General features: G+C 42.3%; 8 protein-coding genes. 5 read left to right on the top strand and 3 right to left on the bottom strand.

All coding sequences use genetic code 11. The annotated features are described in order from the left end of the window. The first annotated feature begins 197 nt into the window (after positions 1-197). The 3 genes from CDC33_RS08745 (at position 198) to CDC33_RS08735 (ending at position 3,695) form a co-directional block, all read left to right on the top strand. Positions 198-932 (top strand): Uma2 family endonuclease, encoded by a 735-nt coding sequence (locus CDC33_RS08745; protein WP_109008158.1) that lies wholly within the window; start codon positions 198-200, stop codon positions 930-932. 271 nt (positions 933-1,203) lie between these two features. Further along, positions 1,204-2,838 (top strand): M48 family metallopeptidase, encoded by a 1,635-nt coding sequence (locus CDC33_RS08740; protein ID WP_109008157.1) that lies wholly within the window; start codon positions 1,204-1,206, stop codon positions 2,836-2,838. An 80-nt stretch (positions 2,839-2,918) separates the two neighbouring features. Continuing rightward, entirely contained in the window at positions 2,919-3,695 is a 777-nt protein-coding gene (locus CDC33_RS08735) for a COP23 domain-containing protein (protein WP_109008156.1), read from the top strand. A gap of 130 nt (positions 3,696-3,825) precedes the next feature. Here the strand turns inward: CDC33_RS08735 and CDC33_RS08730 are convergent, their stop codons facing one another. The 3 genes from CDC33_RS08730 to CDC33_RS41170 all read right to left on the bottom strand — a co-directional run bounded on the left by CDC33_RS08730 (position 3,826) and on the right by CDC33_RS41170 (position 6,143). Beyond that, positions 3,826-4,680, bottom strand: a complete 855-nt coding sequence (locus CDC33_RS08730; protein ID WP_109008155.1) for a pentapeptide repeat-containing protein — start codon at positions 4,678-4,680, stop codon at positions 3,826-3,828. Positions 4,681-4,877: 197 nt separating this feature from the next. Further along, positions 4,878-5,558, bottom strand: a complete 681-nt coding sequence (locus CDC33_RS08725) for a hypothetical protein (RefSeq protein ID WP_109008154.1) — start codon at positions 5,556-5,558, stop codon at positions 4,878-4,880. Positions 5,559-6,014: 456 nt separating this feature from the next. Beyond that, the gene (locus CDC33_RS41170) at positions 6,015-6,143 is read right to left on the bottom strand and encodes a hypothetical protein (protein ID WP_280524401.1); all 129 of its coding nucleotides are present in this window, start codon (positions 6,141-6,143) and stop codon (positions 6,015-6,017) included. Between the two features lie 64 nt (positions 6,144-6,207). Here CDC33_RS41170 and CDC33_RS08720 point away from each other — a divergent pair, with 64 nt between their 5' ends. Beyond that, on the top strand, positions 6,208-9,753 hold the full coding sequence (locus CDC33_RS08720; RefSeq protein ID WP_109008153.1) for a DUF8508 domain-containing protein: 3,546 nt from the start codon (positions 6,208-6,210) through the stop codon (positions 9,751-9,753). Positions 9,754-9,994: 241 nt separating this feature from the next. Further along, complete coding sequence (locus CDC33_RS08715) at positions 9,995-15,424, top strand: phytase (protein ID WP_109008152.1); 5,430 nt, start codon at positions 9,995-9,997, stop codon at positions 15,422-15,424. The last annotated feature ends 281 nt before the right edge of the window (positions 15,425-15,705 follow it).

Genomic DNA, 15,705 nt, shown 5'->3' with positions numbered 1-15,705 from the left:
TTGGTTAGGACTTACGCACACTCTACGAATTCTCGGCGCTCTTGGCGTCTTGGCGGTTCGAGAAATTAAGCTTTTTAGCAATTTTTGCGTAAGTCCTATTGGTTTAACCGTCGTAGGCATCGCATCCCAAACAGCGACGTTGTAAAATAACTGCGATCGCCCATAAAATAAAGACAAATCAATAAAAAGGGGTGTTTATGACAACCCAACTCGGTGAAGCTAAATCTTCAACAGAACTGGTAATATCTTGGGAAGCATTGCCAGCAGATTTTCAGCTAGAGGATGAACCAGTGGAAAATACAGGTCAGCCACTATTAGCTGGTGCTTTGCGCGAAAGCCTAGAGATAAGTGGTTTCATCCAACCGCAGATGTTGATAGCCTCGAATTTTGGACTTTGTGCAACGATAAACGGGCAATTTGTTGCTAAAGCACCCGACTGGGTTTATGTACCATCGGTAAATCAAGTTTTAGGAGAACGCAAAAGCTATACACCCAATTTAGACGGGGATATTCCAGCAATTGTGATGGAATTTCTATCTGACACTGAGGGTGGAGAATACTCTTTTAAGCGAACCTATCCACCAGGAAAATGGTTTTTTTATGAGCAGATTCTTCAAGTCCCAATTTACGTAATTTTTGACCCAAATGGCGGTTTGTTAGAATTTTACCAACTCGAAAACAGCCGCTACGAATTAAAGCAACCTGATGAAAATGGTCGTCATTGGATTGATTCAATGGGTTTATTTCTGGGAACTTGGCAAGGAACAAAAGAAGCTAGAACTGGTTACTGGTTGCGCTGGTGGGATGAGGCAGGTAATTTGTTGCTTTGGGCAGTAGAGCAAATTGAACAGGAACGCCAACAAAAAGAACGGCTAATTGCCTATTTACAATCTCAAGGTATTGATCCAAATAATTTGCCAGAGCATATTTAACCAAAATTTGCAAGTATTTGGGTGACTCAGTTTAAACATAAAAGTACTGGGGTACGTCAGCCCCTTTGGGGAAGTCAAAAGTTAAAAGTCAAAAGTCAAAATTAATAATCCCCATAAATAAATTTACTTGCTCTGTATTATGAGTCTTTTTCGGTCACGGAACAGTTCGCACTTGGGCATAATGCCTCACAAAAAATACATCACTGTATGCGTATTTTGCTAATTGCTCATAAAATTTAAAAAAGAGCCTTTTGCATACGTGGGCCCAAGTATGAAACGAATCTGGAAGTCTTTACTGCCAGCTTGGAAGTGGGTATTACTTTCAGCTGCTACATCAATTTTGATAATCCTGACGCAGGCAACTTCACCCCTTCTGGCACAAGAACCTGCTACCTCTACCACTATTGAAACGACAAAGCCCAGTTCAGAAACAACTAAAGTCCAAAAGTTACGGGAAGCGCTGCAACGTTCATCAACGCCAGAAGCACCAAAACCCGCCCCTGGAGTTTCTGAACCGAAAAAGCCAGAGTCGCCACAGGAACCCCCACTCAGCCCGGAAGAACTCACCCGTCAGCTAAAATTTATAGAAGCGGATAAACTTTATCTGGCAGGACAAATCCCGGAGGCGGAAAAAATTTACCGCGAAGTTAAGCAGCCTTTTGGTAAAACATTAGATAATCAACAGCGTAAAGCTGCCATACTCGACCCCACGCAACTATCGCCAGGAGGTAAAGTCTACTGGCGAGAATCAGAGGCGGGGATAGCACAAAAGTTGCAAACAAAAACTTTAGTACCTCTGCAACTATTAGTTGAGCAATATCCTGAATTTATCCCTGGTCATATCCGATATGCTGAAGTATTGAAACAATACGATCGCACTAAAGAAGCATTAGACATATTAGAACGGGCTTCTTCACTGTATCCAGATCAACCAGAATTAATTAAAACTAGAATTACAGCCCTAGCTGATGATAAAAAATGGATGGAAGCCTCTTTGGCGGCGCGTCAATTTGCTATTCTCTACCCGAAAAATCCCCAAGCCCCTGAGTTTACAAAACTAGCAGAAGAAAATCTGAACCGTTACAAAACTCATACACAAAGAGAAATTAGAGGCAATGTCATCGGTAATATTATTACAGGTGCTTTAGGTTATGCCGTCACTGGCAGTCTGCTTGGGCCGTTTTCTGCCCTTGACTCTACCATCATGCTGCTACAAGGTGAACGAGCCATAGGTGAGTCGGTGGCAAAGCAGGCAAAAAAACAGCTAGGTGTAATTATAGACGAAGATATTTTGGCATACGTCAATGAAATTGGACAGAAATTGGCGAAGGTAGGAGGACGGGACGAGTTTAAATACGAATTCTTCGTAATTCCAGAGGAAAGTCTTAACGCCTTTGCATTACCTGGGGGTAAAATTTTTATTAATGCAGGTGCGATCGCTAAAGCTAATTCCGAAGCAGAATTAGCTGGGTTAATGGGTCATGAATTATCCCATGTACTTTTATCCCACACTTTTCAGTTAGTCAGCGAAGGCAACCTGATCTCTAACGTTACTCAATATATACCTCTGGGCGGCACTATCGGTCAACTTTTTGCACTTAGTTACAGCCGCGACATGGAACGTCAGGCAGATAATCTCGGCACACGCCTAATTGTTGCCACTGGCTACGCTGCTGATGGTTTACGTAACTTAATGGTGACGTTAGAAAAACAGCAAAAAAATACTCCTCCTAGTTGGTTATCTTCGCACCCAGGCGGTAATGAGCGAGTTAGCTATTTAGAAAACCTGATTACCCGTAATAGCTACAACCGTTACGCCTATGAAGGAGTGGGGCGTCATCTAGAAATTAAAGCACGGGTGAAAAAGCTACTCGAAGAGAAAAAAGCAAGAGAGGAAAAAAAATAGCGTTTTTGATGAATCAAAACAGAGAATTATTCGTCACTTAGATTATCAGTTCCCTACCTATTTCTACTGGAGGATGATTTATGCCATCACAACTGCTTCGATTGATATCTTTGGGTAGTCTTGGCTTATCTTTATGTTTGGGCAATTCTGTAGCAATGGCGCAATATGATTCTACTGGCGATGGCGTTGTCGTACCAACAGTACCATCAGGTGGGTCATCAGTACCAATAGACACATCAACAGGTATACCAACTTCACCCTCAGCTGACGGTACAACTCGGTTTACCTGTCAGACTTACAATGGTCAATACACCGTTATGTATCAGCCACAAAGTCAACCAGGGCAATACTTTGCTTGGGCTGCACCTGCGGCTTTGGGTGGTGGTTGGGACGCACAAAGGCGTTGTACAGCAATTGCTAGTCGCTTAGAACTTTATCGCCCAGATGGCTTACAAGAACTCCAGACAGCAACAGAAAATAACGAAAATATTGTCTGCGTCACAACAGAAGCTAACCCAACCTGTAGAATTGTCCTGACAGTACCGCCTGGGAAAGACCCCTATGTTATCCGCAATAGTATTTTTCAGAACTTAACTACTGCTGACAGTGGACAACAGACTATAGCTGTTAATACTTATGGCGATCGCAGTAGTGGAGGCAATGAATTATATAATTTAGGACGTACACTTCTAGGCGGTGGCAATAATCGGGTTAGTTCATCTAGAAGTGGAATTAATCTGAAACCTTTCCTCGATCGCAAAGATGGTGGTACCGCTAGAAATCTTCGCAATGGAGTAGCAATTCGTCGTCAGTCACAGCCTAACTCTGTTCGCTTAAATCCTCGTAATTTCCGCTAATGTTTGAATTACATTCAGGTGGGTAACAGCCCACCTGAAATCATATTTAGTAAAGACTTATCATGAAGACTGTAGGGGAAAAAGAGCTTAAAAGTATTATTGTAGCGCTGAACTATTTAGTATGAAACTATCAATTTCGTAATCCCTTTACATCATTTAAGATGGCATCTCTTAAGTCAGCACCAGTTAAGTCAGCACCAGTTAAGTCAGCACCAGTTAAGTCAGCACCAGTTAAGTCAGCACCAGTTAAGTCGGCATTAATTAAGTCGGCATTAATCAAGTTAGCATTACGTATATCTGCATGACTCAAGTCTGCATCACTGAGGTCTGCATCACTGAGGTCTGCTTTAATTAGCTTAACACGACTTAGTTTAGTACCACTTAGTTTAGCGCCTTTCAAACTAGCAGAGCTTAAGTCTAATACAATAGAGTGCCAGTTACTTATAAATTCTGCATCGATTAGAAATCGTATAACACTACCTTTCCGTTCTCCATCTTTGCCAAAGCTACGCAGTATAGTCAGCGTTCTTGTGCGTATTATATCATTTATCAGTTCTAGTAAAGTATCATTGGGTTGTAGGCTATTCACTTTGTTATTAATCAGTAAATCTGATACACGGTCTAAATAATTTAGTAGCGCTTCCTCACGGAGATTTATGTCTGCTACTTCTTTATCTTTCTGCTGAAGTTGATTACCTAAATACAAAAGCAGAAATGGAACTGCTAATAGTTCTAAAAAATCCCAAAGTGTTTTTCCAGACCGAGTTTCATCAGTGGAAATAACCTTTTCAATCGAACTATTTTTTCCACCTTTTTTCTCTGTACTCGTTTTTTTAATTGTGTCTTCTCCAATTCCAGTCCAGTCAGCCCATCTCCATGGCCAACTTTTACTTGCTACAATTGGGGGGACTATAAATATTCCAGCAGTAATTACAGAACCAAAGATGGCTCCTGCAATTAGTAATCGCCACCGATTAAACAACATTTTTCTACCTTTGGACTGCCACTTAAAAAGTATATAGCAATCCGCTTTGACTCCCAAACTTACTCGTAGAGATAAGAAAGAAAATAAACAACATGAAAAAAGGCTCTTCGAGGTTTAATGAGTTTTTTCAAAATTCAAATAGGATTGCTATAATCGCCACTCAAAATATTAAGATTGCTTAATGAATAATGAAAAGTTTAACTGATTAGTGATTTTTGCGAACCACCTATTTTTAAGAGGTTACTTGCTCCATTTAGAAACATTCTTGAACCCAACCAAATACTTCTAGTTTGAAAATTTAAATTGGAATCATAGTACCTCTGTCCGTCTTCACAAACTAAGCCGGTACCACTTGCAATTTGCAAAACTCCATTTAAATACTCCTGAAATCTTTCTCTAATTAGTTGATAATCAAAATTATTACGAGCGTATGTACGACCAAATTCACTCCTAAACGTGATTATATTTCTATAAAGGTCTTCTAATGAGCGCAAGTTTATTTGAACTTGGTTTTGGATAAAAACATCGCAACTTACTACGCAAGAATTGTCAAATCTTTTTAGCCAATCTCTTTCCTGGTCAAATGTAGTATAAGACGGGCTCTTTGTCAGATCACTATTAATACGTTTGACCATTTGATCTTTATTCATGTGCTTTCTGATATTGATGTATTTCTTCAGTGTATCTGAACAATCATCAGTCAGGTTGAATAGTTTCCCAACGTCTCCATCTGCAATTTTACTTATATCATTATGGTTGTTGAAATTTCTGGCGATTATTGCTACTGAACGCAAATGACTTTGTGCATTTTTTAAATGATTACTGCGGTCATTTTTTAATGTAAAGTCTGATGGTTCTCTATGCTTTACTTTGCTCATATTATTCTCCAACACCCTGTGTAAGTTACAGCATCAGTATCAAAATACTAAAAACCTAGTTTCTTTAAGGTTAGTAAATTCACTTTGGATATTTACAATCATTGAAAGAAACCGAGTTATTATTCTCGATTTTGAATAATGAACTAATATTCTGTATTTTACAATAACATTCACAAAATATTTTTATGACAGAAATAATTGCTATAGAACAAAAGTACTCCAAGCCTGAAATTATTTATTATTTTTATCTTAACCTTTTGCTAGCTATTCCTTAATCTAATTAGGATAACTTAAGATTGCCCAATTTAAGTACTAATATCAAAGATTCAATATGTAGTTGTCTTCTGAGAACCTCTAAAAGAGTGGTTTGGAAGACGAATTTTATAGTGTTTAATGTTGATATAGTGATCGCTCTAACTGCAAAGATGTATTTAGGATATATTTCGTAAATTAATTTTAAATGTAATATTTACGAACCTGTGATTTGTCTGTAGGCATAGCGATCGCTTTTGGACTGTTACAAAGTGCGGACAACTTTGGATAAATCGCAAGGGCAATGCCTTTGGCGAAAGTAGCGATACTCAACAGGTATTTGTAAGTGAATTAAGCATTTTGGGTATCATCATTAATTTATCAAGGAGTCTTAGATATGGCACTAAATTCTGGCGACGTTGCATTTATAGGCATCAATACTGCGGGTGGGTCTGACGATTGGGTAGCTTTTGTTACGCTAGCCACTATTCCAGAGGGAACAGTCATCTATTTTACTGACAACGAACTTACAACAGGGACGGCAACGGCTTTTAACACTGGTGAATCATATACTAAATGGACTGCCCCAGCAGGCGGTGTTGTCGCAGGGACTATCGTCACTTTGACCAATTTTGATGTGACTGGTGGGCCAGTTGCTAATGTGGGTACAGCTGCTGTGGTTACTTTCTCAGGGTCTAGTAATCGCGGCTTTAGCCAAACCACGGACTCGGTATATGCTTATCTTGCTGCCAGTGATGCGACGGTAGACACGCCAATAACACAGATCGCACGAATTAATATTGGCAACGCAGAGGATGGTGTCGCACCTAACTTGCTACCTGCCGATAGCCGTATAAGCTTCTTGACGGGTGAGGAATCGGCAGCCTACATTGGTACTCGTACAGCAAATACCTTTGCCGAATTCAAGGCGATTGTTAACAACCCTGCTAATTGGACACTGACCACTGGGGCGACTTTGATTACAGCGCTGAACCAAACCGCCTTCACTATCAATGCAACCCCCACTGTCACGATCGCAGCCCAAGATGCCAATGCAGCCGAAGCTGGCAGTGACCCTGGTATCTTCCGGATCTCTCGCACAGGCAGTACCACCAATGCCTTGACGGTAAATTACAATGTTGCCACGGGTGCTGGACAAGCCACAAGCGCAGATTACACCCCAACCTTAACAGGCACAGCAACGATCGCTGCCGGACAATCCTTTGTGGATATCACCATTACACCTGTGGATGATACGGCAGTTGAAGGAACTGAAACCGTCACTTTGACTCTAAATAGTAGCGCAAACTATACTCTGGGTACTGCTACTGCTACAGTGGCGATCGCTGATAATGACGCAATTCGGATTCACGACATTCAAGGCGCGGCGCATATCTCACCCTTAAGAGGTCAAAGCGTCACCAATGTAGCGGGAATTGTCACGGCTACAGCTAGTAATGGTTTTTACTTGCAAGACCCCAACCCAGACAGCGATGATCGCACTTCGGAAGGTATTTTCGTCTTCACCTCATCAGCACCAACCGTATCTGTTGGCGATTCTATATTAGTCAATGGAACAGTTGCGGAGTTTCGTCCCGGTAATAATGCAAATAACCTGACGGTAACACAAATTACTAGCCCTACAATTGTCACAGTCTCCAGTGGCAATGCTTTACCAACTACCACAATTCTGGGTAATGGCGGCAGAAGCATCCCAACTACAGTAATCGATAACGACACTACTGGTAATATCGAAACTGGAACGACCACCTTTGATCCTGCCCAGGATGGCATCGACTTCTACGAAAGTTTAGAAGGAATGCAAGTACAGGTCAATAACCCGATCACCACTTCACCCACTGCAAGCTTTGGTACATCACAGGAAATTTGGGTATTAGCAGACAATGGGGCAAATGCCACTGGGCGCACAGCTCGCGGTGGTAGCCTAATTAGTGCCTCAGACTTCAATCCTGAACGGATTCAGATCGATGATCTCAACAATGCCTTAGTACTACCTGAGGTGAATGTTGGTACGCAACTTAGCAGTATTACTGGTGTCGTTAACTACGATTTTAGCAACTATGAAGTTTTAGTATCGGCTGCTCCCACAGTAGTACAGAACAGTACCCTGCAAAAAGAAGTCACTAATTTAACTCCCACTACTGACCAATTGACAGTTGCTACCTTCAACGTCGAAAACCTTGACCCAAGCGATGGTGCAACCAAGTTTAACAACCTTGCCAGCCGCATTGTCAATAATCTGAAATCACCAGATATTATTAGTCTAGAAGAAATTCAAGACAATAACGGAGCGACGAATGATAGCGTAGTTGATGCTAGCACCACCTTTCAAACATTAATTAATGCGATCGCTGCTGCTGGTGGCCCCACGTATCAATATCGCCAAATTAACCCAGTAGACGATACTAATGGCGGTGAACCTGGCGGAAATATCCGGGTGGGTTTCTTGTTTAATCCCAATCGTGTCAACTTTGTAGATCGCCCCGGTGGTACTTCCACCTCCAGTACCACAGTTAGTAACGTCTCTGGTCTTCCTACAGTTTCTAATAGTCCTGGTTTGATTGACCCCACCAACTCGGCCTTTACTAGCAGTCGCAAGCCGTTAGTTGGAGAATTTACTTTCAAGGGTGAAACTGTTTATGTAGTCGGCAACCACTTTAATTCTAAAGGTGGCGACCAACCATTATTCGGCGTGAATCAACCGCCAACTCTCAGTAGCGAAGTGCAGCGCCAGCAACAAGCGACACTGGTGAAAAATTTTGTCGAAAGTATTTTAGCAATCAATCCCAATGCCAATGTAGTAGTAGCAGGTGACTTGAATGATTTTGAGTTCTCTAACCCCGTCACCACCCTAGAAAGCGCTGGGCTGACTTCATTAATTGAAACTCTGCCTCAAAATGAGCGTTACACCTATAATTTTGAAGGCAACGCCCAAACACTTGACCACATTTTAGTCAGTAACAACTTACGTAACAGACTAGATGGGTATGATGTAGTTCACATCAATTCAGAGTTTGCCGATCAGGATAGCGATCATGACCCTAGTGTGGCTCGGTTTAATCTCTTTAAAAACAATGCTCCCACTGTAGTACAACCGATTGACGACCAAATCATCTCTACTGACAAACCTTTTTCTTTCAATGTCAGTAACAAATTTACTGACGTAGATCAAGGCGACACCCTCAGCTACAGTGCTACAGGCTTACCCACTGGATCTAGTATTGTTGCTAATACAGGTGTGATATCCGGCACTATCTCCCAAATTGGCATCTTCGGAGTCACAGTTACTGCTACTGATAAGAGTGGTGCTAATGTTAGCGATAGCTTTGACCTGACTGTTGCTAATAACAAGGCGACATCTGGCAATGATATTATCTTTATTGACCAACTTAATGGTTTGAACATAGTCGATGCCTTAGCCGGGAGCGATCGCGTCATCGGTACTAATGCCAATGAAACCATCAATGGTGGTGCAGGCAATGATTACCTTGATGGCAAGGGAGGCACTGACATCCTCCGTGGTGGCGATGACGATGACACAATCTTAGGCGGACTTGGCAATGACACACTTTTTGGAGGCAAGGACAACGACCGCCTCATTGGTTGGGGAGGTGGCACAAGCGAAATTGACCAACTCAACGGCGATCAGGGTGAAGATACTTACGTCTTGGGTAATGCCAATTCAGTTTTCTATGCTAGTTTTGGTAATGGTGACTATGCTTATATTGCCAGCTTTAAGAACAAGGACAAAATTGAACTCAAAGGAGTTGCTAGCAATTACTCACTAGGATCTGCATCAGCCGTGTCTAGTGACAAGTCTGCTGTCGGCATTTTTTATGGAACAGAGTTAATTGCTGTTGTTGAAAATGGGTTAAAGCTAAAGACGAATTTGGCAAGCGATACTGGCTTTGTATTTGTTTAACGCAGATTCAAGCGATCGCCTTCTAACGCAGAGAAAGAGTTGGAAATGATATCATGTCTGCCTAATTCCCCGTAACAAAAGAACCCCACCTCCTGCTCCCTCTTCGGGAGGGGAGACAAAGCACAGCTTTAGCGGAGTGGGGTTCTCCAAGTTTAATAAATAATCAAGCAGACATAATATAAAAGCCAACTCTTAATTTTTAAAGCAGTCTAATATCTGAAATCTACCCCAGAACTAACCTATGGTAACTACAAGCACAGTTCGCTTTTCTCAGTTCAATGCTTCTTTGAATCGCAACGCAACAGGTGAGCTAGTAACCGATCTGTCTACCCCTGATAATGCTCAAGCAAAAGCCGTTGCAGAAATTATCCAGCGTAACAACCCGGATGTGCTGCTGATCAATGAGTTTGATTACTCCCAAGAAGCAGTTCAGTTATTCAAGCAAAATTACCTTGCAGTCAGCCAGAATGGTGCAACTCCTGTTGATTACCCTTATTTTTACATTGCTCCTTCCAATACGGGTATTGCCTCTGGTTTCGACTTGAACAACAACGGCGCAGTAGTTACAATCCCAGGTGAACCGGGATATGGCGATGATGCCTTCGGATTCGGTAATTTTCCTGGTCAATATGGGATGTTGCTGCTATCCAAATATCCCATTGACACAGCTAACGTCCGCACCTTCCAAAATTTTCTTTGGAAGGATATGCCCAATGCCTTGCTTCCCGATGATCCTACAACATCACAGCCAAATGATTGGTATTCTTCACAAGAACTGGCAGTTCTACGCCTCTCCTCCAAAAGTCATTGGGATGTACCCATTCAAGTAAACGGCGAGACAATTCATGTTCTCGCCAGCCACCCCACACCCCCAACCTTTGATGGGCCAGAAGACCGCAACGGTAAGCGCAACCACGACGAGATCCGTTTTTGGGCAGATTATATTACTCCTGGTAATGGTAATTATATTTACGATGATCAGGGTAAAACGGGCGGTATTACGTCTGGTTCCAGCTTTGTGATTGTCGGTGATCAAAATGCAGATCCGTTAGATGGTGATAGTTTTGACAACGCTATCCGGCAACTGTTGCAAAATCCCAATATCAATACTAATGTCATCCCTACCAGCCTTGGTGGCCCCCAACAAGCAGGCTTACAAGGTGGTGCAAACGCTAGCCAAAAGGGTAATCCTAGCTTTGATACCGCAGATTTTGCTGATACGACCCCCGGAAATCTGCGGACTGATTATGTGCTACCCTCGACTAGCCTGACAATTGCCAATTCAGGAGTATTTTGGCCGCTAAATACTGACCCGACATTCTCCCCAGTTGGTATTTTTCCGTTCCCCAGTTCTGACCATCGCTTGGTGTTCGCAGATGTGCAAACTGGGGCGACTCAAGCAGGTAAAACTATTCCCAGTGTGGGATTTGAACGACAAACTATTTTTGCTACTAGCTTTATTCCAACTGGTGTGGCGGGAACGGTGAATGGCGCACCAACTCCACTAGGTGGACTATCTGGTGTCACTTACGATGCTGTTAACAACCGCTATTACGCTATCTCAGACGATCGCTCCCAATTTGCACCTGCTCGTTTTTATACCTTCACTACTGCCGATGCTGGGGTGACTTTTACTAATGTCACACCACTAAAAAATAGCAATGGTAATTTCTTTGCACTCAATAGCCTTGATCCAGAAGGCATTGCTTTAACTAACAATGGCACTGTTTTCATCTCTTCAGAAGGCGAAGTAAATCCTACTGCTGGTCGTGTTAGCAATCCCTTTATTAAAGAGTTTTCGCTGACCACAGGGCAAGAAGTAGGATCGCTACCTGTCCCTACCAAATTCTTACCAGTAGTTGAAGATACCAACAACAATAATATTATCGATGCAGGTGATACGCAGACATCAGGCGTTTACAATAACTTAGCCTTTGAAAGCCTTACCATTACACCCGACCAGAAAACCTTATTCACAGCTACTGAAAACGCGCTCTCCCAAGATGGATTAAAGGCTTCACTCACCAGTGGCAGCCCTTCTCGGATTCTGCAATACAATCTGGTTAGTGGACAACCAGAAAAGGAATACCTCTACATTACTGATGCGATCGCCGAAGCACCCAACCCTAGCACAGGTTCTGCTGACAATGGTTTGACAGATTTATTAGCAATAGATAATCGTGGCACATTATTGGCATTAGAACGTTCCTTTGCCCAAGGTGTAGGTAACACCATCAAAATCTACGAAGTTTCTTTGCAAGGTGCAACAGACATTAGCTTCTACGATTCTCTCAATAATTTGAGTGCTGAACAACTAGCTACTATCAAACCCGCTCAAAAACGTCTGCTGTTGAATTTAAATGACTTAAACTTGCCTAACGGTACAGATAACATCGAGGGTATTACTTTTGGGCCAAAACTAGCAGATGGTAGCCAGTCGATTGTGCTGGTAAGTGATAATAACTTCAGCCAAAGTCAATTTACCCAAATTCTCACTTTAGATGCAGACTTAGTTCCAACTGCTGCACCCATAGTAGAAACTCGTCCTAATTTATTTGATGATGAAGATCCAGCACTACCTGCTGTAGATCAGAATGCTGATGCTGATGATCCTGCTATCTATGTTAATGCTACAAATTCTGCCGATAGCTTAGTACTAACCTCAGTAAAAAATGCTGGATTGCGGGTTTATGACTTGTCTGGTAATTTGTTGCAAACAGTTAATCCAGGTGGTATTCGCTACAACAATATTGACTTACAATACGGTTTCAAATTAGGCAATCAATCTGTTGATATAGCCGTAGCTAGCGATCGCCAAAATGATAAACTAGCAATCTTCAAAATTAACCCCAACCCCACCACCCCCGGTAAATACTTGGAAAATATCACCGATAGCAATATTGGTACTATCTTTCAGACATCACCTTTTGAACCTCCCTATTCTGCATCAACTCGCAGTTCTTACGGACTTACCTTATACCGTAGCCCCGTAACTAATGATTACTATGTCTTTACCAGTCGCCGCCAAACTGGAGATATAGCTCAGTTCAAATTGATTGACAAAGGTAATGGTCAAATTGGAGCAGAACTGGTACGAGAATTCACCATCCCCTCGCCCACGGCAGCAGGGCGTTCTCCCCAAACAGAGGGTATGGTGGTTGACCAAGAAACCGGCTTTCTCTACATAGCCCAAGAAGATGTGGGCATCTGGAAATTCCAGGCAGAACCGGACGGTGGCACAACAGGCAAGTTAATTGATCGCGTTCGTTTTGAAGGTGGTTCTCACCTCACCGATGATACCGAAGGGTTGACCATCTACTACGGCAAAAACGGCACAGGCTACTTGCTAGCATCCAGCCAAGGCGATAGCACCTTTGTTGCCTACACTCGTGAAGGTAACAACGAATACGTGGGTAATTTTGCCATTGGTAATAATGGGTCAATTGACAGCGTGCAAGAGTCAGATGGGGCTGATGTGATTAACCTGCCACTGGGGCCTAACTTCCCATTTGGTTTATTTGTTACCCAAGACGGCTCTAATGAACCTGCCAAAACTATCGATGGCGAAAATGTCAACTCTAATTTTAAGCTAGTGCCTTGGGAAAATATCGCCAATGCTTTCCCCAATTCTCTAAATATCGACACCACTAGTTACGACCCGCGCAATCCTGTTGCCCAACCCAAACTGACTATCTATGAATTTAACAACTTACCCAAGTTAGGAACAACCTCTGAAAATCAAGATATTTTCTTAGGTGGTTTTTCTGGGTTGTATTTTCAAGGGTTTGCAGCAAATGGCAACCTGAAGTTTGTCACCCATACAGACCGTGGCCCCAATGGAGAACCTGATGGTGTAAACAGACCATTTTTCTTACCCAACTTCCAGCCAGAAATAGTCAGCTTTGAACTCAACCGCAGCACAGGTGAAATCAGCATTACCAAGAGGACAGGATTATTCCGCCAAGATGGGACAACCCCATTAACGGGATTACCTAACTTACAAGCTGGGGCAAATGGCACAGCCTACACAGATGAAATTGCCGTTGATTTAGACAACAAGATTATAGCTAACGATTCTTTAGGTGCTGACTTAGAGGGAATTGTAGTTGCGGAAAATGGAGATTACTGGATGGTAGATGAATACCGTCCGGCAATTTATCACTTTGATGTTAATGGTAAACTAATTGATCGCTTTATTCCTCAAGGAACGGCAACTGCACCCGACCCAGATCAACCAACGGGAACTTTTGGCGCTGAGATATTGCCAGCAGTTTATGCCCAACGCCGCAATAACCGGGGATTTGAAGCTGTAGCCCTGGAAGGTAATAAATTATACGCTTTCATCCAAAGTCCCATTGACAACCCAGATGTCGCTAATGATGCGACATCCAAAGCTTCTCTCAACCTGCGAATTCTGGAGTTTGATATTGTCGCCAAGCAGGTAACAGGAGAGTATTTATATCGCCTAGAAGGATTACCACAAACTGATAAGATTGGCGATGCAGTTTCTTTGGGTAACGGCAAATTTGCAGTAGTTGAGCGAGATGACAATAGTACATCTGCTGGCAATAAACTAATTTACCAAATTGATTTAGCTGGGGCGACCAACATTAACAACCCTGCTAACTTTACTTTGCCAGCTGGTAAAACTATTGAACAACTGACCTCTGCGGAGTTAGCTACTGCCAATATTACCACTGTTACCAAAAGTCTAATCGCTAATGCTGCTCAGTTGGGTTACACCGGGGTGGAAAAATTAGAAGGTCTAGCATTGGTAGCACCCAACACTCTAGCCTTGATTAACGACAATGACTTTAACGTTACGGGTAATACGCCTGCTGAAAAACTCGGCATCCTGGAACTACCCAATAACCTAACAACTGTACAGCCTACTTTCCCAAATGGTTTTGGTTCTACCAACAGCGATACTGTCACTCTTGAGCCGGGACAATTCTTTAGTGCAGGTGACGAAGCAGACTTTGTAGAAGGCACTCAAGGTAACACAATCCTGGGTGGAAACGGTGATGACATAGTGCTTACAGGAAGTGAGTCTTCAGTTTCGGGGAATGATGGTAATGATCAGATATTTATTGGTCAAAATGGCCCGGCTCAAAAGACCAGTGCTGATGGTGGCAATGGTAATGATGTTATTACCATAGTAGAAGCCAGTGGTTGTAATAATTTGTTTGGGGGGGCAGGTGATGATAGTCTCACAGTAATTAAAGGTTCTCGTCAATCATTATTCGGTGGTTCAGGTAAAGACACCCTCACGAGTAAGGGTAGCAATAACCGTCTCTACGGTGGTTCTGGAGATGACAAACTCTTCTCTAATATCAATGACTTAGTGTTTGGTGGCGATAGTGATGATGCGCTATTTGCTGGTCAACAGGGCGGTAATCGCTTAACTGGTGGTAATGGTGTTGATCAATTCTGGATTGCTAATGGTAGTCTGCCCACTAGCAAGAGCATAGTGACTGATTTTGCGATCGGCATTGATAAAATCGGGCTTGGTGGTATTGACATGACTCAACTTTCTAGTCTAATACTATTGCAACAGGGTAGTGACACCTTAGTGAAAATTGGAAATACAGAATTGGCTTTATTAGTTGGAATTAACTCAACTAGCCTCACCGCAAATGATTTCGTTTTCCCTGCTAGTATCCTGGATTAATTTGTTCGCCTAGCTTTTGATAGAAACACCTTTTGTAGGGACGTAGAGTTATACGTCCCTACAGCCTATTGATTGGGCAGGAAAGGAAATGGCGATCGCTCCCAAATTCAAACTATAAAAATTTAACTTTATTCTAGAAAAGACTCCTAAAATAAGTGTCAATAACATTTTCATATATTATTTTTATTCCTTATTTTAAAAAATTAATAAAAATTATTTTTTAATTGAGATTTATCAAAACAGAATTCAGGAGTCAGTCGCCAGAATTCAGAATTGAATTC

The organism is Nostoc commune NIES-4072, assembly GCF_003113895.1.
GTDB lineage: Bacteria > Cyanobacteriota > Cyanobacteriia > Cyanobacteriales > Nostocaceae > Nostoc > Nostoc commune.
Note: the sequence above shows the minus strand (reverse complement) of the source record. Positions and strands in the feature narration are given on the sequence as shown.

Coding starts and splice junctions, on each gene's coding strand:
- CDC33_RS08720 (WP_109008153.1), top strand. CDS start 6,208: ATGGCACTAAATTCTGGCGACGTTGCATTTATAGGCATCAATACTGCG.
- CDC33_RS08740 (WP_109008157.1), top strand. CDS start 1,204: ATGAAACGAATCTGGAAGTCTTTACTGCCAGCTTGGAAGTGGGTATTA.
- CDC33_RS08730 (WP_109008155.1), bottom strand. CDS start 4,680: ATGTTGTTTAATCGGTGGCGATTACTAATTGCAGGAGCCATCTTTGGT.
- CDC33_RS08725 (WP_109008154.1), bottom strand. CDS start 5,558: ATGAGCAAAGTAAAGCATAGAGAACCATCAGACTTTACATTAAAAAAT.
- CDC33_RS08715 (WP_109008152.1), top strand. CDS start 9,995: ATGGTAACTACAAGCACAGTTCGCTTTTCTCAGTTCAATGCTTCTTTG.
- CDC33_RS08745 (WP_109008158.1), top strand. CDS start 198: ATGACAACCCAACTCGGTGAAGCTAAATCTTCAACAGAACTGGTAATA.
- CDC33_RS08735 (WP_109008156.1), top strand. CDS start 2,919: ATGCCATCACAACTGCTTCGATTGATATCTTTGGGTAGTCTTGGCTTA.